At 49.1% G+C, this 21,737-nt stretch carries 18 protein-coding genes and 4 pseudogenes; 3 read left to right on the forward strand and 19 right to left on the reverse strand.

Features of this window, described 5'->3' with window-relative positions; genetic code table 11:
* Positions 1-12: 12 nt before the first annotated feature.
* The gene (locus KZ483_RS16640) at positions 13-1,608 is read right to left on the reverse strand and encodes a family 10 glycosylhydrolase (RefSeq protein WP_220353493.1); all 1,596 of its coding nucleotides are present in this window, start codon (positions 1,606-1,608) and stop codon (positions 13-15) included.
* A 176-nt stretch (positions 1,609-1,784) separates the two neighbouring features.
* Between KZ483_RS16640 and KZ483_RS16645 the strand changes: the two genes are divergently transcribed.
* Positions 1,785-2,051 (forward strand): hypothetical protein, encoded by a 267-nt coding sequence (locus KZ483_RS16645; RefSeq protein WP_220348577.1) that lies wholly within the window; start codon positions 1,785-1,787, stop codon positions 2,049-2,051.
* A gap of 96 nt (positions 2,052-2,147) precedes the next feature.
* Here KZ483_RS16645 and KZ483_RS16650 read toward each other — a convergent pair whose 3' ends face one another.
* The 7 genes and pseudogenes from KZ483_RS16650 to KZ483_RS16680 all read right to left on the reverse strand — a co-directional run bounded on the left by KZ483_RS16650 (position 2,148) and on the right by KZ483_RS16680 (position 9,320).
* Positions 2,148-2,363: a CLC_0170 family protein gene (locus tag KZ483_RS16650; RefSeq protein ID WP_220348579.1), complete on the reverse strand. Its 216-nt coding sequence runs from the start codon at positions 2,361-2,363 to the stop codon at positions 2,148-2,150.
* A 23-nt stretch (positions 2,364-2,386) separates the two neighbouring features.
* Positions 2,387-3,619 carry a Ger(x)C family spore germination protein gene (locus KZ483_RS16655; protein ID WP_220348581.1) on the reverse strand — a complete coding sequence of 411 codons (1,233 nt, stop codon included), beginning with the start codon at positions 3,617-3,619 and terminating at the stop codon, positions 2,387-2,389.
* Complete coding sequence (locus KZ483_RS16660) at positions 3,597-4,700, reverse strand: GerAB/ArcD/ProY family transporter (RefSeq protein ID WP_220353494.1); 1,104 nt, start codon at positions 4,698-4,700, stop codon at positions 3,597-3,599. Before KZ483_RS16660 ends, KZ483_RS16655 begins: the two co-directional genes overlap by 23 nt.
* Positions 4,657-6,280: pseudogene (locus tag KZ483_RS16665) on the reverse strand (spore germination protein). The gene KZ483_RS16660 and the pseudogene KZ483_RS16665 overlap by 44 nt, the downstream one beginning before the upstream one ends.
* A 262-nt stretch (positions 6,281-6,542) precedes the next feature.
* A complete protein-coding gene (locus tag KZ483_RS16670; protein ID WP_220348583.1) occupies positions 6,543-7,478 on the reverse strand; it encodes an alpha/beta hydrolase in 936 nt (311 codons plus the stop codon).
* A 110-nt stretch (positions 7,479-7,588) separates the two neighbouring features.
* A pseudogene (rpoD, locus tag KZ483_RS16675) lies at positions 7,589-8,482 on the reverse strand (RNA polymerase sigma factor RpoD); the annotation flags it as partial.
* Between the two features lie 322 nt (positions 8,483-8,804).
* A complete protein-coding gene (locus KZ483_RS16680) occupies positions 8,805-9,320 on the reverse strand; it encodes a hypothetical protein (protein WP_220348585.1) in 516 nt (171 codons plus the stop codon).
* 184 nt (positions 9,321-9,504) lie between these two features.
* Between KZ483_RS16680 and KZ483_RS16685 the strand changes: the two genes are divergently transcribed.
* The gene (locus tag KZ483_RS16685) at positions 9,505-10,248 is read left to right on the forward strand and encodes a GDSL-type esterase/lipase family protein (protein ID WP_258881291.1); all 744 of its coding nucleotides are present in this window, start codon (positions 9,505-9,507) and stop codon (positions 10,246-10,248) included.
* Positions 10,249-10,336: 88 nt separating this feature from the next.
* Here KZ483_RS16685 and KZ483_RS28650 read toward each other — a convergent pair.
* The 6 genes and pseudogenes from KZ483_RS28650 to KZ483_RS16710 form a co-directional block, all read right to left on the reverse strand.
* A pseudogene (locus KZ483_RS28650) lies at positions 10,337-10,420 on the reverse strand (flavoprotein); the annotation flags it as partial.
* A 105-nt stretch (positions 10,421-10,525) separates the two neighbouring features.
* Positions 10,526-12,586 carry a transglycosylase domain-containing protein gene (locus tag KZ483_RS16690; RefSeq protein WP_220348586.1) on the reverse strand — a complete coding sequence of 687 codons (2,061 nt, stop codon included), beginning with the start codon at positions 12,584-12,586 and terminating at the stop codon, positions 10,526-10,528.
* A gap of 168 nt (positions 12,587-12,754) precedes the next feature.
* Complete coding sequence (locus tag KZ483_RS16695; protein WP_220348588.1) at positions 12,755-13,921, reverse strand: Gfo/Idh/MocA family protein; 1,167 nt, start codon at positions 13,919-13,921, stop codon at positions 12,755-12,757.
* Positions 13,922-14,004: 83 nt separating this feature from the next.
* Complete coding sequence (locus KZ483_RS16700; protein WP_220348590.1) at positions 14,005-14,544, reverse strand: TraR/DksA C4-type zinc finger protein; 540 nt, start codon at positions 14,542-14,544, stop codon at positions 14,005-14,007.
* 53 nt (positions 14,545-14,597) lie between these two features.
* Positions 14,598-14,786, reverse strand: a complete 189-nt coding sequence (locus KZ483_RS16705; protein ID WP_220348591.1) for a DUF3006 domain-containing protein — start codon at positions 14,784-14,786, stop codon at positions 14,598-14,600.
* 48 nt (positions 14,787-14,834) lie between these two features.
* A complete protein-coding gene (locus tag KZ483_RS16710; RefSeq protein ID WP_220348592.1) occupies positions 14,835-15,998 on the reverse strand; it encodes a peptidylprolyl isomerase in 1,164 nt (387 codons plus the stop codon).
* 304 nt (positions 15,999-16,302) lie between these two features.
* On the opposite strand from KZ483_RS16710, the gene KZ483_RS16715 reads away from it, so the two are divergent.
* Positions 16,303-16,959, forward strand: coding sequence for a phosphatase PAP2 family protein (locus tag KZ483_RS16715; protein ID WP_220348594.1), 657 nt, complete (start codon positions 16,303-16,305; stop codon positions 16,957-16,959).
* Positions 16,960-17,025: 66 nt separating this feature from the next.
* On the opposite strand, the pseudogene KZ483_RS16720 reads toward KZ483_RS16715, so the two are convergent.
* The 5 genes and pseudogenes from KZ483_RS16720 to KZ483_RS16740 form a co-directional block, all read right to left on the reverse strand.
* Positions 17,026-17,942 (reverse strand): annotated as a pseudogene (locus KZ483_RS16720) (aldo/keto reductase).
* Positions 17,943-18,028: 86 nt separating this feature from the next.
* Positions 18,029-18,871: a M56 family metallopeptidase gene (locus KZ483_RS16725; protein ID WP_309568589.1), complete on the reverse strand. Its 843-nt coding sequence runs from the start codon at positions 18,869-18,871 to the stop codon at positions 18,029-18,031.
* Positions 18,872-18,874: 3 nt separating this feature from the next.
* A complete protein-coding gene (locus KZ483_RS16730) occupies positions 18,875-19,291 on the reverse strand; it encodes a BlaI/MecI/CopY family transcriptional regulator (protein WP_220348598.1) in 417 nt (138 codons plus the stop codon).
* A gap of 147 nt (positions 19,292-19,438) precedes the next feature.
* Positions 19,439-20,584: a DNA sulfur modification protein DndB gene (locus KZ483_RS16735; protein WP_220348600.1), complete on the reverse strand. Its 1,146-nt coding sequence runs from the start codon at positions 20,582-20,584 to the stop codon at positions 19,439-19,441.
* Positions 20,584-21,720 carry a DNA sulfur modification protein DndB gene (locus KZ483_RS16740; RefSeq protein WP_220348602.1) on the reverse strand — a complete coding sequence of 379 codons (1,137 nt, stop codon included), beginning with the start codon at positions 21,718-21,720 and terminating at the stop codon, positions 20,584-20,586. Before KZ483_RS16740 ends, KZ483_RS16735 begins: the two co-directional genes overlap by 1 nt.
* Positions 21,721-21,737: the final 17 nt, after the last annotated feature.

Consider the following 21,737-nt stretch of genomic DNA (forward strand, 5'->3'; position numbering starts at 1 on the left):
AGCCCATTCTTCTTATTTCAGTTTGTAATACGCTTGGAGCGCTTCAATCAGCCCGAGAGGATTTTTCCTTAAATCCTTGGCGCTGATGAATACATCTCCGCTTACTTCGGGAACAAGTGCGGCGCTATACTGGAGTTGGTCGATGAGTTCCTGTGCGCTTTGCCATCCTGCTTCGGATGTGCCAAGCTTATATCCAGCATGGCCGATATAGAGCTTCACATTCGTGCCCCGTACCTCATTGGCCCACCAATCGACCAATGTGTCATAACGTGCCTTGTCAAACGAGAAACTCCAATAAATTTGCGGGATGACATAATCGATCCATTCCTGCTTGACCCATGTCCGCACGTCCGCATACATCGAATCAAATGCAGTAATGCTGGCCCTTGTGTCGGAACCCGTGGGATCCATCGCCTTGTTGCGCCAAACGCCAAATGGACTGATACCGAATTGGACCTGCGGTTTCGCACTGTGAATGGATTCTCCCAACTGCCGCACGAATTCATTGATATTGTCCCTGCGCCAATCGGCAATGCCGGCTATCTGTTTGTCGTTATAGGTCCGGAACGTAAGATCGTCACTGAACGGCGCATCAGTAGGGTAGAAGTAATCGTCGAGATGAACGCCGTCAACCTCATACTGATCGACCACTTCCATTATCGCATCGATAATATGCTGGCGCGCTGCGGGAATTCCGGGATTAATGTAGAGCTTGTTGTTCGAATTCACGATCCACTCCGGATGCTGCTTCACTACATGGCTGTCAGCCAAATTTTCAACGTTCGCTGCGGCGCTCGATTCGGTTGCCCGGAACGGATTGAACCAGGCATGAAATTCCATTCCGCGCTTGTGGGTCTCATCAATCATGAAGGCAAGCGGATCGTAATCCGGTGCTTTCCCGCTCGTTCCCGTCAGGAATCTGGACCACGGGACAAGCGAGGAGGGATATAAAGCGTCGCCGGCGGGACGGATTTGAACAAAAACCGTGTTCATCCCTATAGCTTGCAAATCATCCAGCAGCTTCCGGAATTCCTCCTGCTGCTTAAGCGAATTTCCATAGGAGCCGGTTGTAGGCCAATCCAGATTGAACACCGTTGAGACCCATACCCCCCTGAGACCTGCGCGTCCCGCCTCACCGCCGTCACCGGCCGCCGGTTCAGTTACACCGGGGGAGATAAGAGAAATCGTTGAATCGGATGGATTCCAATTAACCTTAAGACCGAGCTGCTCACCGACAAATCGAAGCGGTACCATCACCCTGTCCAATCTGGATTCGACCGGCACTCCTAATGATGCGCGGCTTCCTTTCACATATGCATAAGGCTGACCGACGGTCAGCTTGATCGTCGTTGCCGGCCAACTTATCGTTACGGTCTTCGTTCTTTGCGTCCAGTCCACCCCCGCTCCAAGCCCTTCGCTTATCACCCGCAAAGGCACCAAAGTAACGCCGGCTTTCGGCAAAATATACGGGGATACGTCGCTCTTAATCTCCTGTCCATCCAAATAAATACCGATTCTCCGGGCATCCTGGGCTTGAACCGAAACAATCATTATAGAGAAGAACAACACTGTAAAGAGCAGCAGGACCGTGTATTTCCGTAATCTCATCATTAATCCCCCAATATATAGTCATCGCTATATATTGACGTCTGCCATTTGAAATTGTTGCTGTTTATGAACAAAAAAAGATTGTCATTAATTAATATAAAACTCGCTGTGGCAATTGTGGTATAATCCATTTAATAAGGCTTTGCATATTTAAAATACGGTTACAGGAGATTCAAATGACACTTAAATTTCAAATCAAGAGCCTAGTAGTGGCGGACAGCAACGTTGAATCGGGACTTTATCATTTTGTGGCAACGCTGTCGGACAACACGCAGTGCCGGCTTATTTACAGTAAAAATCCGGATTGGAAAATAATCGGCGTCAATCGTCTGCTCAATGTTCCCTGCCCGATTTGCCGCAAGGACTACTACTGCAACTGCATGGGCAAATACGCGAACGAATTTGAGCAGGAAATTATCGATAAAGGTCTTATCTCGATTTAATTCAGTAACCGGCATAAGTATTCATCCTCACCTTCGCGCCTTGACTAGAATTATATCTGTACCCTGCAAGGGTCAGGCGCGAGGACCAATCCCCCGTTACATTAACGAAGCAACCACTGAGGAGATAATCGAGAAAACCAAGACCGTGATTCCTAAGCTGATGTTCGTCCAACCTAAGAAACGGGCGAGTCTCCCCTCCTGCACCAAATTCGCTTTAGTATAATGTTTCACATCCACCCGCAGGATTAAATATCCCGAACAGACGAATATGAGTACGATGAAATTAAGGTAACCGATGTTCTGCTGAAACATGATCCTTCCCACCGCTTTTCTTTTTATTTGGCTTTCATCCCGACTCGCCGCATGCGCACGGTAGCATGGACGTTGATCGGCAAATCTTTATAAATCTCCTCCCAGTTCGTTTTCGTCCGGACGTGCCGGTTCCAATAGCCTGGCATTTTGGCCCGAAAATGCTCCCCAAAGCCGAAAATATCCGAGCCTGCCTTCTGTGTCTCCTTAATAAGGGCAGCAGCCGCTTCTTTAACCAAAGCCGAATCCCGCTCAGCAATTTCATCCAAATCTCTTTGTTTATCGATAGGGAAGGACTCCAGTATATTTTCTTCAACGTTATGTTCGAGAAATATATGTACATTCACACGCGGTTCTCCATCTTTGAAGTAAACCTTCGTCAGCGTTTTCCTGTGTGTGGATCTAACCATGATAGAGGGAGCCAAACCGTGCATAGGAACGAATCCGGTATATCCACCGCGGTGCACATTGGTTAAAGCCATGTATAGGCCGATTTCCAAAGGTTTTGAAGTCCCGACGAGTTTATCTTTTTTGAAGTAAGCCAGCCCTTTTATTTCGATGTTTCCGCTATCCTTGATCTCCAGCACAGGGAGTATCGGTTCAACTCCTTTGCTTGAAGCCTTGCTCCAAAATACGCCGATAAATTCGTTTGGATACTTGCCCATCTGCACGGCATGATCAAACATGGCCATCAAATACAGACCCGGTACTCTCTCCAGCTGCGGAGCCGCTTTCATCATCTCACCCGCGTTTCTACGCGAGACGGCTAACCAAGCGAGCCGCCGCACCTCCGGATTACGCCGCAAATAATCGTTTATATCCCCCATCCCTCTGCGGGCAACTTGTTCCGAGACGATAATAACGCGCAGATGCCCCAGAAAAATCCTGTCGGCGAGCTCCTGCTGCAATACCATCATCGCGTCATCAATCGAATGTCCGGTTGCGGATAGAACCCAAACAGGTTTCTGCGAGGAACTTCCCCCGCCGCCTTCACCCGGTCCCAGAGGAATACGCCCCGGAACCGCTATTTGGGCTGTAAGACGGATTTGGCCGGTATCAGGGGCCGGTATTGCACCTTTTATATGAGATACTTCGCTTTCCTGGAGGCCCTCCTTTCCTGCTGCTTTGTCAATAGCGATAGCGAGGATTACAGCCCGTTCTTCAATCTCAAGCCTGTCCCAGCAGCCAGCCAGAAGAGGAAACGTTAAGCCCAGAAGCAGCAACAAAAGGATCGTCTTAACTCTCTTCGGACCCGGCATTCGGTTCACCCCTTTGTTTACGGATGAGAGCAATTGCAAGCAGCAAGCTGGGATAGCCAATCGTGATAATGAGGCCAATTCGACCGACAATCTCAATAATCTCGTACAATTGCAGCACACTCTGCGGGAGCATGGCGAGCAAAAAGATAAACGGAAGAATAAAATACGAAAACATCTGATGATCGCGCAAATGCAGCAGCTGAGTCATGGTTTTCATCGTCAAATAGTAGCTGGAAAAAAGTGTCGTAAACACTGCGGTGACCCAGACTGCCAGAAAGGCGGCGTCCAGTCTCTCCAATATATTTGCCGGAAGCGAGGTTGCTTTGGCTAATTCCAGCGTAGGCCATAGCATCAGCTTGATTTCTTCCGTTCCGAAAACCGCCACCGTCGCAATAACGATGAGCACATAGAAACCTCCCGCAATTAGCCAACCCCAGAATGCCGATATGTACGCTTTCCGGGGTTGGCGCATAAAAGGGATGACCAAGGTCATTATGAAAGATCCTTGAAACAAGGTGGCGATGGTTAGTATTCCCGAGAACACGCCGTCAGGGCCGGCACCCCAAACCGGCAACAAATTTAATACTCTGGCATTTTTCAAAGATAGCGTTACGATCACGAGGCCAGGCAATATAATAAATGGCAAATAAAATAAATGGACATAAGCGAACGTTCTGATATCTTTTCTTGCGATCATTGCGGCAAGCAGCAGCATGACAATAACCGTCACTTCTATGGGCGTTTGTTTGAGTACGGAAGTGACGACCACCTCGCCGAATTCACGCGATGCAAGCGCGGTCAGCTCAGCGAAGAATAGGATAATGCAAAAGCTGGCAAGATGGGAGATCCACTTTCCCAATATCATTTCACTGTATTGTGCAATTGATTTTTGTGGAAAACGGACACCCAGTATCGTAACCAGAGACAGTCCCGCTATACCAAGAAGAGCTCCCAGCACTGTCACGATAGGAGCTCCGGTATCTGCTGCAAGTACGGCCAATCGGGGGTGTGCAAGAACTCCGACTCCAATGATGGTGCTAATGAGTATCGCCGCCGTTTGAATCGCTGTGATTTGGCGCATTTCCAATTTGATCCTCTCCTTTGCCTGAATGCCGGTTTCTTCCGGGATCCAGTGGATCCGACTGCTTCCTGGGGTTTGGTTTGGTCTGATCCCCCATGCGGATGCGATTAGGGGAACGCAGAATGGCAGGTCTCTTCTTCATTGACCAAATAGGTGCACGAATGACCAAGTCCTTCATACCTTGAAAGTCTCCCGGAACAGCCGGGCTTAAATACGGAGCGCCGAACGATTTTAAAGCCAACATATGGTTGCCGATCAGAATCAGGCCGACCATTACTCCGTACAGTCCGAACATGCCTGCAAGGATAATGAGCGGAAATCTAAGCATTCTTAAGGCAAAAGCCGCATTATAAGCGGGCGTCGCGAAAGAACCGATCGTGGTCAGCGCGATCACAACAACTGTAATAGGACTCGCAAAACCGGCTGAAACCGCCGCTTGTCCGACAACCAGTACGCCGACAATGGACAATGCCCCGCCAACCTGCTGCGGCAGACGAATCGTAGCTTCGCGGAGAACTTCCATGGAAATTTCTATAATGAGCACTTCAATAAACGACGGAAACGGAACGCCGGCTCTAGCTCCGGCTACCGCCACGGCAAACTCTGTCGGAATTAATTCGGGATTATACGAGATGATCGCCACGTAAAGCGACGGGAAGATCAATGAGAACACAAGAGCGATCACACGAACCAAACGAATGAAGCTTCCCTGCAGAAACCGGGACGCATAATCTTCGGTGACTTGGTAAAATTGGCTGAATAGAGCGGGGAACGATCATCGCGAACGGTGTACCGTCCACGAGGATGGAAACTCTTCCCTCCAACAGATTGGCAGCGACTTTATCCGGTTTTTCCGTATACTGCACTTGAGGAAACGGTGATAAATAGTTGTCCTCGATACATTGCTCCAGATAACCGGCATCCAGAATTGCGTCGATATCGACCCTCGATAATCGGTTTTCGACTTCCTTAACCAGACTGGGATTTACTATCCCCTCCAAGTAACAAATCGCAACCTTAGTTTTGCTGACACGCCCGATCGGAGATATGCGAATGTGCAAATCCGGCGTCTACAGGCGATACCGGATTAATCCAAGGTTACTGTCCAGGTGCTCGATGAATCCCTCACGCGGGCCTTGTACAACCTGTTCGGTGGGCGGCTGGTCGATTGAGCGTTTCTCAACGCTGCGGTCCCCCGTCAGAAACACTACATCTAATCCGTCAACAGCAATGATTGTGGTCCCTTTAATAAGGGCATCCACCATATCGGCAAGACTGGAGGTTGTTTTTACAGAGCAAAAGGGCAGAAGCTTCATCATTATGGACCTTTTGGTTACTTTGATCTCTATCCGATCCGTTTCTTGCGGTTGCCCGTAAGCCCCCATCAGGGGCTGCAGAATCTCCTCGTTCAGCATCACTGAATCGGACAAGCTGTAGAAGTAGAATATAGCAGCCCGGTATTGACCCATTACGTCAAACTCGCGAATGACGAAATCTTGACTTCCGCTCAGCAAATCTTGCAAGAATGCGATTAAAGCGTCTACGGAGTCCCCGGTCACTTCATCCCCGAGACTTTCCATAATCTGATTCGGCGGTTGTTTTTGCGGCTTTGCCGATCCGGAGCCGGACGCGGATCCAGGTCGATTCCAGTTCTTCTGTTTCTCAATAAGAAACCGCCATAACGACATGCAATTCCCTCCTTCCCACAGCGGTTGTAGTGAGCCCAATACCGTTAGGCTACCATTATTTTCTTCGAACTATTCATTAAAGCTTGAAAGACTGCTACTTGCCGTGAATGAAAAAACCTCCGGTACGAAATACCGGAGGGCTGTTCATTACTCACTATTTATTATTCGATTCCCGCTTACCCGTTACCCATTCCAAGATATCGCAGTAGACTTGTTCCCTGCCTCTTTCATTCAGCAATTCATGGCGCATTTCTTTATACAGCTTTACTTGAAGATCGGAAACGCCTGCAGTCCGGTACCGGTCGTAAGCCCTTCGCACCATTTTACCGTAGGAGCCAACGGGGTCTTCCTGTCCGGATAATAAGAAAATCGGCAAATCCTTTCTCGTACGCCTTATGTTGACCGGGTCGGTAATATAGAGCAGCCCGTTAAACATATCCCGAAAGCCACCGGCCGTTAAGACAAAACCGCAGCAATTGTCCTCTATGAAACGGTCTACAACCGCTTCATCACGAGTAAGCCAGTCCTGCTTGGTCCTGGCCGGTACGATCCGATTGTTGAACGTGTCGTATGACAATCTGGTTAAAAAGGTGCTTCGATGCCTGATTCCAAAGACTCGAATTTCAATAAGCGCAAGAAGCTTCGCCATTTTTAGAAGGAACCTCGACTGGTGGGCAGTTCCCACCAATATGAGTCCATCGATTTCACTGCCGAACAGAGTTGCATAATGACGTGCGAGGAAAGACCCCATACTATGGCCCAACATAATGATTTTCAAGCCGGGGTGTTCTTCCCCGGCACGCCTCGTTACTAGACCAAGGTCTGCAACCATTTTGTTCCAGCCGTCCCGCTCTCCAAAATAGCCGAGATCCGCCGAATTGGCAGCCGATTTGCCATGACCTCTAAGATCGCTTGCGTAGACGATGTATCCCTGCTCTGTCAGATAGCGGGCGAAATCTTCATATCGGCCTCCATGCTCGCAGGAACCGTGAACCAATTGAATAATGCCGACGCTCCGGTCCGCTTCGTACGGTTCCCATTTATAAACATAAAGATTATCCTCGGACAAGCGAAAATGGGAGCTTCTCAAGAAATTTCCTCCGATCGGGATCTGTTATACTTATTCCTTATTCTAACAAATTCCCGATCGAATATTACACTATAATCTTCCTGATAACGTGTTGATGATGAATGATTTCATTAGTCCAGAAAATCTTTCAGCCGTTTGCTCCGGCTCGGGTGCCTTAACTTCCGTAATGCTTTCGCTTCAATCTGGCGAATTCTTTCGCGGGTAACGCCGAATACCCGGCCCACCTCTTCAAGCGTTCGCGTATGTCCGTCATCCAGCCCAAACCGAAGGCGCAGCACGTTCTCCTCCCGCTCCGTAAGTGAATCCAGGACATCACGGAGCTGTTCCTTAAGCAGTTGAAACGCTGCGGCATCCATTGGAGCAAGAGCATCGTGGTCTTCGATGAAATCGCCAAGCTTAGAATCGCTTTCTTCGCCGACCGGCGTTTCAAGCGAAACCGGTTCCTGGGCAACTTTCATGATTTCCCGAACTTTATCGGTGCCAAGCTGCATTTCTTGCGCGATCTCTTCCGGAGTCGGCTCGCGTCCAAGCGATTGCAGGAGCTGTCTGGATATACGGGTATACTTATTGATCGTTTCCACCATATGCACAGGAATGCGGATCGTTCTGGCCTGATCGGCAATCGCCCGGGTAATTGCCTGACGAATCCACCATGTGGCATACGTGCTGAATTTAAATCCCTTTGAATGATCGAATTTTTCTACAGCCTTGAACAATCCCATATTACCTTCCTGGATCAAATCGAGAAACAGCATACCGCGCCCCACATAACGCCTTGCTATGCTGACGACAAGACGCAGATTGGCTTCAGCGAGCCTCCGCTTCGCCTCTGGATCGCCGTTGCTGATTCTGACTGCCAGTTCCACTTCTTCCTCGGATGAGAGCAGCTGTACGCGTCCGATTTCCTTTAGATACATTCTCACCGGGTCATCCATATTGATTCCAGCAGGCAATGAAAATTCAGCTTCAAGATTAAGCGCTTTATCATCACGTTCATTTTCCATATCCGCAGCTCCTTCGCCCGATTAATGCGGGTTCCAATGAAATACCGTACTGCTTTCGACTTTCTTTATTGACAAAAAAAGAAGTCCGTGATATGATTAATTTGATTGTTACAAATTTTATCTATTAAATGTTACCTATCATAATAACATAAACCTATTTCGAATTCAACTGATGCCCCTACGGTATCGGTTTTTTATTTGTCCTCATGAGTGCCTCTAACCAATACGAGCGGTATGTAACAAAGTGCGGCATAATGCGCGTGGAGCTCATGTTTTCTTTTACATTTGTAAACAAAAGAAAACCGCCATTGAGAAAGGCGGTTTAAGGAATATATTGCTGCACGATTTTCACCACTACGCCGTCTTTAATCTCCAGATGAAACGGATAATCGCTTATGTCAAGCAGACTGTTGTTGCGATAGATTTCTTTGAATTTTGCCGTTGAAACGGGTTCATTCCAAGCCACATTCACATCTTCCGGATTTCCCGAATGATCATAGATTTGCATCAGTATCTGTGCATCCGGCGCCACTTCGAATGAGCGCAGCCGGGTGCTGTCGTTGACTATGTAGTAGCCGTCCGGAGCCCCATCCAGACCGGAATCCCCCTCATGCTCAAGAAAGACTTTATCCGCCTCTTTCCCCTCATACCAATCAATATAATCCGTATCAATGAACAATTTCCCATCCTTAACGTCCATGTGGTCGATATAGGCTGTCTCCGTCACCGGTTTAGTCGCAGCGGGCTTACCGCCTCCATTGTCGGTTGCATACGCAGACATAAAGGATATAGAAAGACAGACAACGAATATCGTTGCGCCTAGCGTTGTTTTTTTCACGTAAAGGGCTCCTTCCCGATTCTGATATAAACTATAAACGATCTATCTGTCCAAATTGTTGCAAAATGGTTACAGAGGTCCGGATTTTAATAATTGATCTGCGATTCATACAGTCTTTTAAAAACACATAGTCTGTTTATTGGGGACCGAAACGGAACTAATCAATGCGAAGGAAGGGACACTTATGTCATTGAATACGGATATGCCCACTATTCGGCCGGGAAACTTCGCCATTGCAGCTCCCGCGGATCGTATGCGCCACACTTACGATGCCTGGAACGAGCAAATTGTTTATCATAGAATGCCTGTACAATTTCTGTTTATCGGAGAATCGATAACGGAATTTTGGGACTTGCAGACGTACTTCGGACGAGCTGGAGATTACGTAGTGAACCGGGGTATTTCAGGTGATATAACAGCACATATGGTAAGAAGGTTTGCCGCAGATGTTCTGCAATTGAAACCGAAATTTGTGCATATTATGGGAGGCACGAACAATACGTGGAGGCTGGATGCATTTGAGCCTTGGGAGAGAACGACGCCCGAAGATATTTTCCAAGGGACGATATCAGACTTCTGCCGCATGATCCGACTGGCAAAAGCAATCGGTATTATCCCGATCATCGGATCGAATTTACCAACCGGAAGAGGAATTCCATGCTTTACGTACGAGCCGCTGCTTTCCTGCCGGGACAACAGCGTTGCCCTACGCAATGAGCTGATAAATCAAATAAACCAAGGACTGCGGCTCCTTGCAGTCAAAGAACAAGCGGTTTACGTTGACTACCATTCGTATATGACAGGTCCGGACGGAAGAACATTGCGCTCTGAGCTAGCCTCAGACGGACTTCATCCCAATGTACTGGGCTACAATATTATGGCAGAGGTCCTGCGGAGTACGCTGCAAGCTGTACGCATCGAAATTTGAATATTTAATTACTAATTACAAGCACCCGGGGAATTGACAGCCGATCAATGTGTTCACTAAGCTTCCGTTTCCGGATCCGTGACTATTCCATCATGAGCGTTAACAGAAGCGAAGCGTGTGCCTTCTCTCCGCCTGTTGGCGAAGGTGAGGCACTGATCACAGCTGTCGGCTTATACCGGAGATCGAGAGAAGCTTGACCTTGTTCCCATTCATATTATCATCCTGCTCTTTGGCTGAATTAAGTTACAGCACAATTTATCTCACACTCTTCTGGCTGTCAATCTTTTCCTTTTCCTTCCTTCTTGCCATTCTCCTTGTCTTTCCGCTTTTCATGCTTGTCTTCTCCCGACTCCTTATTATCATCGTCTTTCTTCCCGCGGTCTTTGTCCGGTTTCCATTTCTCTTCCTTCGAGTCATAATTCCCGCGTTCATCGTCTTTGCCGGCTTGGGCGGCCTTCGATTGAGGAAAAGCGAGAACAGGCTCATCCTTAAGCGCCTCAGTCATCAATGCCTGGAAAACCGCCGCTGCCGCTTTGGAGGTTGTCGTCAAATAATGACCCCCATCCGTATGATCGTATCCCAGCCACACGGCTCCGACAAGCTGCGGGGTATACCCCACGAACCAGTTGTCTTTGGCCCCCTGTCCGCCTGAACCCGGCATTTCCGTCGTTCCCGTCTTGCCGGCAACCGGTCGATCAGGCAGGGCAGCAGCCTCGCCGGTACCTTCCCTGACAACGCCTTGAAGCACTGACGTCATCGTATGGGCAACGGACGGTTCCGTCACTTTCAATCCCGCGTCGTGATCTGCCTCTGCCAGAATCTCATCATCGGCGGACTCGATTCGGACAATCGAATGAGCCGGCATCCGGGTACCGTTATTGGCAAATGCGCCGAATGCCTCTGCCATCTCCAGAGGCGATACGCCTTCCTGCAAGCCGCCCAAAGCAAGACCCAGCGTCCGGTCTGCATCGGTAAGCCGGATACCGAACCGTTCTGAAGCTTCCATACCCGCGTCGATGCCGATATCGTTCAGCAAGCGGACAGCCGGTACGTTGTACGAATGTACGATCGACTCATAAATCGATACCTCGCCATGATAAGCTCCTCCCGCATTTTTCGGCTGGTACCCTCCGATATTAATCGGCTCGTCCAGCAGTATATCGCCCGGGCTATAGCCTTGTTCGAAGGCGGGCGTGTATACCGAAATCGGCTTCATGGTAGAGCCGGGCTGACGCTTAAGCTGGACGGCCCGGTTAAATCCGCGAAAAGGCTGCTTGCCCCGTCCTCCAATTAGCGCTTTGATACCGCCGTCGCGCGGATCGACCAGAACGGCGCCGCTTTGGATAAGCTGATCCGCCGTGCTCTCGGGGAACAATGCTTCCTGTGCATAAACCCGTTCGGCCGCCTGCTGCATTTTCGTATCCAGGGTGGTATAGATACGCAGCCCTCCATGAAGCACCTCATTTTCGGTCATGCCATACTTAAGCGAGGCTTCGCGTACGATCTGATCCACATAGTAAGGATATTTGACCGCTTCGCCGCGATCGGGTCTGGACCCTTGAAGCTTAACCGGTTCCCGAACTGCCTTATCGAACATATCCGGGCTGATTTTGCCCTGCTCCTTCATAAGCTGAAGCACGATGTTACGGCGTTCCCTGGCCTTCTCCGGGTTTTTATACGGCGATAGTGCTGAAGGCGCCTTGACGATGCCCGCCAGCATAGCGGACTCGGCAAGGCTGAGCCGATTGACCGGCTTGCCGAAATAAACTGCAGCGGCCCGCTTGATTCCCCAAGCCCCTTCACCGAAATAAATCCGGTTCAAATACATTTCCATGATTTCAGGCTTACTATAGTGTTCCTCGATTTTTTTGGCCAGCAGAACTTCGTTCCATTTCCTCGACCAGGTTCGCTCCTGGGACAAAAAGACGTTTTTGGCCAACTGCTGGGTAACCGTACTTGCTCCCTGAACGGTTCTCCCGTTCGTCAAATTTGTAAACAGCGCACGTATAATCCCCCATATATCCATCCCGTCATGCTCGAAAAATCGTTTATCCTCAACCGCGACAACCGCGTCAACCAATTGCTTCGGCAGGCTGTCATAGCTTACGGGCTCGAAGGAATTAAGTGAAATCCGGGTCGCTTCCTTCCCCTTCTGGTCATAGATAATGGTTGCAGCCGGCAGCGGCTTGTCGAGCCGCGTTATATCCTGCCCCGCCACCAACAAGCGGAATACCGCCCAAGCCAAGAGGCTTAATAAACTCGCTGCCAATATTGCGCTAATAATAATCCTGTTCCATGCTCTTCCACTGTTTGACCGCTTATTAATAACCGGTTTCATATGTTTGCCTCCAAGCTTATCCTGTCACCTGCAGTAATCGCAGACTATAAGCATTCGAAGGAACAGCCGGTTTTCAGTACGTTAGGCCTGAGAACATCGTTAATCCAAGCCCGATTTGCCGCCGGGAAGCGATGCCGGGTAGAAGATATTTTTACGCGGGAATCAGTTTTACTTGGAATCAGGACTATCGAGGGTATCGTTTACATTCACCCACACCTTCCTGGAATGGCTCTGAGCGATCGCCTCATTAATGAGGACAATATAATGCCCGTCTCGAAATGATGCAAAGGTCTTCGGCTTCTCCTCATCGCCTCCCAGATGACGCCGGGAGACGGTATCGTAGAAATCAATGAATAAGTTCTTGACACCGTCCGGCCACCCCTCCTCGTGGCCGCCGGGATAATGAACCATTGCGGCGGCCTCCTCTGAGAGCTCCGTAGGATCCGTACCTATCTCCCTGTTCGCCTGCCCCCGGCGCCCGAGCCACAACCGGTTTGGCTTCTCCTGATCCCAGCGCAGCGATTCGTTGGCGGCGGCAATGTCGAAGGTTAGTTTGTTCTTGTGGCCTGCGCTTACTTGCGATACGGTAAACACACCGTGGGCCCCGCTTGCAAAATGCACAAGTACAGTGCCGAAATCCTCGGTGCGGACGGGAAATCCGGTATATTCGCCGTTTCCGCTTTCTTCACTTTGCATCTTGCGTACAGGATGCACCGTCTTCAGATCCGCGAACACTTGGGCGATCTTATCTCCCGTCAGATGCTGAATAAGATCGCACCAATGCGAACCGATATCTGCGATCGCCCGGGTAGGTCCGGAGCGCTCGGGAAACAACCGCCAATTATAGTCCGTCTCCTCCAGGAGCCAGTCCTGTAAGTAACCGCCCGTTACCAGATTGATCCTGCCGGAACGGCCCGACATTATTCTCCTTTTCGCTTCCGCGACAAGCGGAAAGTGACGGTAGTTAAAGCAGATGCCGCTAACGACGGAGCTCGCTTCAGCGAGCGCGACGAGCTTTGCTGATTGCTTGCTGTCAATCGCCAAAGGCTTTTCGGACAATATATGCTTGCCGAGCCGAAGCGCTTCCGAGTTAATCTCGAAATGAAGGTCGTTTGGCGTACAATTATGGACCGATTCCACTTCGTCATCATGGATTAGAGCTTCCCACGAGCCGTATGCTTTGCGGATGGCATAACGTGCAGCTGTCGCCTCTGCTTTAGCGACCGTACTCCCCGCAATTGCAACAACCTCCACATGAGGGAGCCGCCGGAGCGCTTCCAGATGGAAACCCGCAGAAAAACCGGTGCCTATAATGCCGATCTTTATTTTATCCATGACATTTCCCTCCAGCGAAAAATATGCGAGAAACAAACCTGCAGCGGCGCGGCTGCATTACACTGCACTACAACGGAAAGCCTTTAGCCTTCTTTCGTATCGCTGCCTCCGGAATCCGAATCTCCATAGCTCTCGAGCGATTTCCAGGCGTCGGCATCGTCGAAACGGCCGGCATGCCGCTGGCGGTTTATTCCCGCTCCCGAAGGAGGCGGCGTCATAACTTGTTCTTCAACGGGCCGATCTTCGGCAATATTTCGGTCAGGCGTATGATTCTTGCAATATGAAGTGGACGGAATAGCCTGCAGCCTTTCGGACGGAATCGGAATTCCGCACACCTCGCAGCGGCCGTAGGTTCCTTTATCTATCCTTTCAAGCGCCAGGTTCACTTCATCAAGCTTAAGCTCAATCACTTTGTCAATTGCCATATCGCGTTCCCGGTCGCTTGTCTCGGTAGCAATTTCCGCTGGATGGTTGTCATAGGAGGAAAGCTCTCCGGTTGAATCCGTCATCGTTCCAAGCTCCTCGGAATCCCCGCTCAAACTGAAATGATTTTCCAATTGGCGCTTCTCTTCCAGAAGCTTATCCTTCAGCTGTCCAAGCTCGGATTCTTTCATCGTATTCATGCGATTTCCTCCTTGTAAGGAAATTCGGAATCAGATGATCCCGTACCTACTCCTTACCCGGATGGAGATGACACGCACCACTCGCCTCCAGTCCACATAACCTCGTCGCCTTCTTTCACGCCTGGGCTCACTTTTGCCGAAGGAACATGAATCTCCTTATCATCGATTACCAGCACAGCGGTATCCGGCTCGAAGCGGACTATAACGCCGGTTCTCTTGACCTTACATTTGTTATCCTGCATATCGGCTTGGATCTTTGCACCTCCACAAATTTATTGCCGTGATCCCAATTACGTCAGATCGATTTTGGTTATTTTCCCGGGCAGCTCGTTTGTCATAAAATCATTCAAAATCCTCGATGCGATCGACTGCTTGATTTGCAGCTGGTCGCCCGCCGACAATTGATCGAACGTCTTGGAAACCCGCTTCTCCACCTTCATGACATGATAACCGAAGGCGGATTTCACCGGATCGCCTGTTTTGCCTACAGGCTGCGTGTTTGCAGCGTCCTTGAACTCGGTTACCCAAAGCTTGGATTGCTGATCCTCATACAACCCGCCACTATCCTTCGAGCCGGGATCATCGGAATATTCTTTGGCTAGGACATTCCAATCTCCGCCTGCATCCAGGAGCCCTTTTACTTTCTGTGCGCGAGTCAGAGCCTCTTCATCCGTCCGCAGCTGCTTGCCGGTTTGCGGATCGGTTGTGGAGACAAGGATATGCCTTACCGAAACAACATTATAATCGGCCTTCGTTTTCTCGAATTCCGCCTGTATGAGGGCATCCGTCACTTTGCTCTCGATATCATTCATTGCGCCTGTGATCATCATGTAGAAGTGCTTGAAGTCGCCTTCGGACAAGCCTTCCTTGTCTGCGGCCGCTTTAATCTCGGGAGCCTGACTTAAATATGTCTTAACCTGCCCGAGAAACTCGTTCATCTTCGCTTCCTCTTCCTTCGTCATCACTTTCTCCGCGACCTTAGCATACAACAGTTTATAACCGATATATTCACGCAGGAACTGCTCCTTCATCTGCGGATCGCCCATGTAAGCTGAGGTTTGCGGATTCACGATGCTGAAGAACCTCGCATATTTATTGAACTCCTTATCCGTCACTATACCGCCCTGGTAGGTTGCGATAATTTTGGATGCGGCCGTTTGCCCGGAGACTGTCGAAGCGTTTGTTTTGATTTCGACGGTTTTCTGCTTCGCGTTCCAGCTGACGGTGGCGCCGACCAGCTTGCCGATGTCCTTAATATAAACATACGTTTTCCCTTCATAGGACAAAGTCGGATTGGTTAATGAAGACGCTTTCCCATTCACGGTGATTTTTGCGTTGTTGTTAAGCAGCGCCTTGATTGCCTGGATCCCGTCGTCGGCAAATGCGACGGAAGATACAGTGAGCAAAGAACCGAAAAGAGTTCCGATCACAAACGGTTTAATTGATTTTTTCATTATGTATTCCCCTTCCCGTTATTGAATTACAACTAATTATAGCATCATTGTCGCAGGAAAGAAGTGACTATCCTATCAACCGGAATAAGGGCAAGCGGTTCAGTCGTAAACCTAAGAATCGGCACTTTCGAGCAAACAACCGCTTACGCAGGTAACAGTTAATATCTTTGTTGTTATTTTTTAACATAAATGTCGTATAATTCAGCATGTTTGCAATTATTCACGATTGCATCTTCATGCTCATTATTTTATGATTAATCACGTTAATTGTTTTTGAAAGGGGAATATTCAATTGCATACCATTATGACAAAACGTTATAAACGTTTTATGCCGCTCGCGGGAATGCTGATTTTTCCGGTTCTTGGATGGCTGTATGCCTTGCTGAACCAACCGGGTTCCGAGGTGTATAACCTGATGACCGATCTGGATCACTCGATACCAACCGTCAAAGCGTTTGTCCTTCCTTATTCCATTTGGATTTTCTATATTTACGTATGCCTGATTTACTTCTTTACCAAAAATCCGCGCGTGTACATCCGGTGTTTGCTTACGTATACGATCTGCGCCCTTGCCTGTTACGCCATCTATCTTGTCTTTCAAACAACGGTTCCGCGGCCGGCGCTCGAAGGCTCGGACCCGATCACAAGTCTGCTGTCGTATGTATACTACCGCGATCAGCCGTATAACTGCTTTCCGAGCATTCACTGCTTCTCCAGCTATATGGTTATGAAAGCACTTCATTCGAGCTCGTTCCGTAATCGGATCAATCAAACCGTAATTTATGGAATGTCAGCCTTGGTCATTGTCTCGACATTAATGATCAAGCAGCATGCAATCATGGATGTTATAGCAGGAGTTCTTCTTGCCGATGTAGTGTACCGGATGCTCGCGGTTGTGGAGAGAAAGAGAAGCGCCAGCAAAGCTTCTCCGTCTCCCAGCTATAAGATGCTGGACTATTAAAGTGAATCCCCAAATTAAAAAAGTCGATGCTTCCCTTGTAGGGAACACATCGACTTTATATTAAGCTTATGCTTGATAATAATTGCGTATCCAGCGGTGAGGCTTCAGCTTCTCCAACTGCTCCTTCGGCAATCCCCGTCCGTCTCCCACCCGCATATTCCGTTCGACGTTGGCTACCGACCGCATGCCCGGTATAACCGTGGAAACAGCCGGGTGGCTGAGCACGTACCTAAGCGCTTTTTCCGCTACTTCATCCACTGCAATACCCAGATCGGTGGCGATTTGCCGGACCCGATCAAACACTTCCTGTTTGCGGTCGCCCCGGAAGTAATTATTGCGGAAATCGCTTTCCGCAAATGTCGTTTCAGGAGTAATCCTGCCCGTCAAACCGCCTTCGTCCAGCGCCACCCTGACGATAACCCCGACGTTATGCTTTGCGCAGGCCGGTAACAGCTGATCTTCGGGACTTTGATCGAAAATATTGTAGATAACCTGAACCGAGTCGACAAGCCCCGATTCAACCAGCTTAACCGCACTGCCCGGTTGATGATCGTTTATCGATACGCCGAAGAAGCGGATTTTGCCCTGCTCCTTCAATTTGCGTATGCCCTCGAGCCAGTCTCCCTGGTCAATCCATTCATCCGACCACACATGAAACTGTTGGACGTCGATTGTATCGAGTCCGAGGTTGCGCAGACTTCGCTCCGTGCAGGCCACTGCATGTTTTTAGGCGGGATTTTGCTGGCTGCATAAATCGGTTCATTGTGAGCTTTGATTACTTGTCCGACCAGCTTTTCACTGTGGCCGTCACCATAGACGAGCGCAGTGTCAATGAAATTAAGCCCAAGCTCAATGGAGCGGTTTAATGCTTGAAGCGATTCATCGTCCGATGCTCCGATCCACATCGATTTGCCGATTCCCCATGCGCCATAGCCGATTTCCGATACCTTCAAGCCTGATTTGCCGAGCGTTCTGTAGTTCATTGTTTCTCCTCCAATAGACTATATTCCAGCATGTCCAATTTCCAGCCGTCTTTTGTTATAGAGGATTTGTACAAAAGTTTGATAATCTACGGAGCTGTGACAGCCAGCAAAAGAAGAAACGCAGCGATCATCGATACGATAGAACGCAGTACAGGAAGTTTGACAGACAGCTGTGTATGAGGGTCCAGAATGTGCACAATTCGCACGTTAATTGACGTTTCTGCGAAAGAAGCGTGGGAATGAGTCAGGACGGGCAGCGGTCCCTGTTTCAGAATCTTCAATAGTGCGCTTCCCAGAACATCCGAACTTCCGACTTTTGAAATTGCATGTTTATCGGCCATGACTTCAATAATCAGATTGTATTTCACCGATAACCATTTGAATATCGGTATATACCACATGCTGACGGATAGCATTGACAACAAAAACATTTGAAGAGGATCTCTATGCCGCAGATGGTATTTCTCATGCTCGATGACCGCTTCGATTTCATCCTCCTCCATAAGATTCAGCAGCCCGGTGGAAATGACGACCCTCGGTCTCAGCAGACCCATCGTGACGGCAATCGGCATTGGATGAGTAATGATCATGAATTGCTTCCCGTTCAAATGATGCGCTTTGCCATATAGCTTCGTCATCGGAAGGTCTTGACAGAGCATAAGCTTCCTCATCGTTTTTCCGAACATTACAGTTTGCCTTGCAATCATCCAGATACATGAGCAATAAGTGAACAGAATGAGACCGTTCATGAAGTGCGATAATAAGGGTATTCCGAAGAATTTTATCATTTCCAGACAAAACTGAAATACGTTATAGGAAATGGGTATACCGAGCATAAGATGAAAAACGTACAGTGTCATCTGGAAAAAAAGGACTCCGGAAAGCAACAATGCAGAAAAAAACAGCCGCCTGTAACGGGTTATCTCCATGGATTATCTTTCCTTTTTAAGTTCTTTTATTTTATTCTCCAGCTGTTCCAGCAGCTTGGGGTCCGCTTTCTCCAATGCATCCACCATATGGGTGACTGCAAGAGGACCGAATTCTTCAACCAAATCGAAAGCAAGCTCCTTGGATTTCGATTCCATGAACTCATCCCTTGACACGACCGGACTGTAAACGAATGACTTGGACACCGATCTTTTCCGGAGAATTCCCTTCTCGACCAATCTGTTCATGACGGTCATAACGGTATTAAAGCTCATTGCTTTTTCCTGCTCCAGCTTGCGAAGGACTTCTTTTATCGTCGACTCCGTCTCAAAGTCCCACAGACAGTCCATTATTTTGGCTTCGAGCGGACCGAAAAATCGGTTAAGTCCGCTGCCGCTTGTTTTAAAATTTTGTGTTTTCATTATGGGGCCACCTCACACTACGAATTGTAGTACCAGACTGTCTGAAAGTCAAGGTGTAACCCCTTCCGCAGCATCGGACTCGTCATAAATAAAGCCCCCGGTGGATCCCCTTGGAGATTCGCCCGGGGGCTTGGCAAACGCACGACATCAAATACGCTGCAGACCCTTTAAATATTCAACGACCTGTATATGCTTCCTCATCGATTTCTCATGCACAAGATTGAGCTTCCCGTTATCGAGGTTGCCCAGCCTTGCACTTAATTCCCGGTTCTCATGGGTCCAATCCACATGCTTCAGGATGTCCAGGCAACGGGTCCAGCCCGGATTGTACCGCTCTCCCTCGTACAAGTACTCGTGAGCGTAAAGCGCTATGGACTCCTGCATAACTCTGCTTGAAGAAATATATTGCGCGAGCCCCGGCTGCTCGGGCATGTGCGGCAGTGCGGCATTAACAAACTGGTGCAGAATCTCGATATGACTCGTCATATCCTTCCGTATGCGCCTTGCAAGCTCATAGGACGGATTCATTTTACCGGTGTACAGCAGTATCGCTGTGGAATACATCCAACTGAAGCATGTGTAGTTTTTATTGAACGAGGTCAAGTTGTTCCTACGTTCAATCCCAACGGTCTTGATGAATTCATTATGGTCTGCCACTTGTTGAAGAACGATGTTCAGAGGATCGCTGCCGTCGAAAGAATGACCGAGCTCCTTGCTGACCAGCTGGACCTTCGAATTGATATCGCCGAACAGTTGTTTCTCCTCTTCTTCGCCTAAGCCGACATACAGCTGCACCGATAATTCGCTCTCCAGCAGATCAAGCCTTCTAAGCTCCAATTGGGATAGCAGGCCTGCCGTTTGCTCGAGCTCTTCCTGTAACCTGACGTCTTCCGGCGCACGGCGGCATTTTATCTTCAGCTTGATCATTTCCCGCTCGTACCTTCTGCTCTCTTTAAGCATTTGGTCATTGGTATATCCGAGCGCCATGATTCGGTGCTGTCCATCGAGAATGCTAAGCTTGGAGCCATGCCTGAGCACAAGATGGCCATCCTTTTTGGCAAGTAGGCTTACATCGCGGAGCGATAGCGTCACTGGGCCGAAGAATACATGATCCAGCTCGCGCTCCTGCAAGTAATTAGCAATTTTACGCCGCTGCGTCCCACTCAGCTTACGCTGAACCATCGGATCGATCGTCGTGTAGTTCAGCAAATCGTGCACGCGAAGCGAGATCGTAGCAAGACCGTAACGTTCGCAGTAAGGCTGTATCGCCATCCTTAAAGCCAATCCGTCCATTAGCCTGCATCCTCCCTGCTGGCGATAAGAAAGTTATGCTGCTCGTCGAACAAATCGCGGATAAATTGATAGGCCTTCATAATCCGGCTTCTTCTTGGCAGTCGATCCTTCTCGTCGTCTTTATAGATCATATCCCAGTCGATGTGCGGCAGTATTTTCATCGCATACTCCAGCGTATACTTGTTGAATTGCTGGGTCTTGAACGCTTCTTCATGCAGGAAAAGCGCCATCGCGATCTGTAAATTCTCCGACCAGCAGAGCTCTCCCCGGCCCGGTTCGGGCAAATAACGCAGCAGGGTCTCGAAATACAGGGAAGCATGCTCCAAATGCGCATTCAGCGACTGCTCGGTGAAATGGTATCCATTGTTTCTTGCAGCCGACTTCATCCGGCCCTCGAAGAGGGCGACCAGCAGCTCGATGACCAGCGAGTAGGAAAACAGATATTCTGCATCTTTCCCTCTCTCCGACAACATGTCGGTAGGCAAATAACGCATCACGTGATATTCCTCGATAAGCCTTGAGGCCATGACATGATAAAACCGCCGTTGGTCCCGCAATACCGCCAGGTTTCCGCCGATCTTCCGCGGCAGCTTGTTAATGTCGGAGAACAGCTGCCTCTCCTGCCTTGCATTGATGTCCAGATAAATCATTACGGACATCGGGAAATCATATAACCTGCGCAGCTTCTCCGTAATTTCAGCTACCCGGTCATATTCTCTCCTGTCTTTCGCCCTGGCCATATTGCCTTGAAGCGTTTCCATAACACGGCGGAAAGCGGCAAGCCTATGCTGTCCGTCGACGACATAGCATTTCTCGACCGGCTGCAAAAAATAACTGCTGAGCTCCTCCTCGTAGTGGCCTGCCCCCCGGGCGGATAAAATCACCCCCGGAAAATAAATGTTCTGGCCATGATCAAGGTACAACAGTACGTAATCGACCAACCTGGATACATTTTGCGGAATCAACTGACGCTGAACTTCCAAATCGATCTCGTAAATCGAAAAAAGCTTGCTCATCGGCAGTGTTGTCGATACCGTCGTTTGGCCAAAGGTTCGTGCCAAATTCCCCGAAACTTCAATGGAATAACCGGCCGAGCCTGTTGACCACAGATCAGAGAGTGATTGTACGGGTTCCATGATATTCCTCCATTAAT

The sequence above is a fragment of the Paenibacillus sp. sptzw28 genome (genome assembly GCF_019550795.1).
Taxonomy (GTDB): Bacteria; Bacillota; Bacilli; order Paenibacillales; family Paenibacillaceae; genus Paenibacillus_Z.

Coding starts and splice junctions, on each gene's coding strand:
- KZ483_RS16640 (WP_220353493.1), bottom strand. CDS start 1,608: ATGAGATTACGGAAATACACGGTCCTGCTGCTCTTTACAGTGTTGTTC.
- KZ483_RS16645 (WP_220348577.1), top strand. CDS start 1,785: ATGACACTTAAATTTCAAATCAAGAGCCTAGTAGTGGCGGACAGCAAC.
- KZ483_RS16650 (WP_220348579.1), bottom strand. CDS start 2,363: ATGTTTCAGCAGAACATCGGTTACCTTAATTTCATCGTACTCATATTC.
- KZ483_RS16655 (WP_220348581.1), bottom strand. CDS start 3,619: ATGCCGGGTCCGAAGAGAGTTAAGACGATCCTTTTGTTGCTGCTTCTG.
- KZ483_RS16660 (WP_220353494.1), bottom strand. CDS start 4,700: ATGCGCCAAATCACAGCGATTCAAACGGCGGCGATACTCATTAGCACC.
- KZ483_RS16685 (WP_258881291.1), top strand. CDS start 9,505: ATGTCATTGAATACGGATATGCCCACTATTCGGCCGGGAAACTTCGCC.
- KZ483_RS16690 (WP_220348586.1), bottom strand. CDS start 12,586: ATGAAACCGGTTATTAATAAGCGGTCAAACAGTGGAAGAGCATGGAAC.
- KZ483_RS16695 (WP_220348588.1), bottom strand. CDS start 13,921: ATGGATAAAATAAAGATCGGCATTATAGGCACCGGTTTTTCTGCGGGT.
- KZ483_RS16700 (WP_220348590.1), bottom strand. CDS start 14,544: ATGAATACGATGAAAGAATCCGAGCTTGGACAGCTGAAGGATAAGCTT.
- KZ483_RS16705 (WP_220348591.1), bottom strand. CDS start 14,786: ATGCAGGATAACAAATGTAAGGTCAAGAGAACCGGCGTTATAGTCCGC.
- KZ483_RS16710 (WP_220348592.1), bottom strand. CDS start 15,998: ATGAAAAAATCAATTAAACCGTTTGTGATCGGAACTCTTTTCGGTTCT.
- KZ483_RS16715 (WP_220348594.1), top strand. CDS start 16,303: ATGACAAAACGTTATAAACGTTTTATGCCGCTCGCGGGAATGCTGATT.
- KZ483_RS16725 (WP_309568589.1), bottom strand. CDS start 18,871: ATGGAGATAACCCGTTACAGGCGGCTGTTTTTTTCTGCATTGTTGCTT.
- KZ483_RS16730 (WP_220348598.1), bottom strand. CDS start 19,291: ATGAAAACACAAAATTTTAAAACAAGCGGCAGCGGACTTAACCGATTT.
- KZ483_RS16735 (WP_220348600.1), bottom strand. CDS start 20,584: ATGGACGGATTGGCTTTAAGGATGGCGATACAGCCTTACTGCGAACGT.
- KZ483_RS16740 (WP_220348602.1), bottom strand. CDS start 21,720: ATGGAACCCGTACAATCACTCTCTGATCTGTGGTCAACAGGCTCGGCC.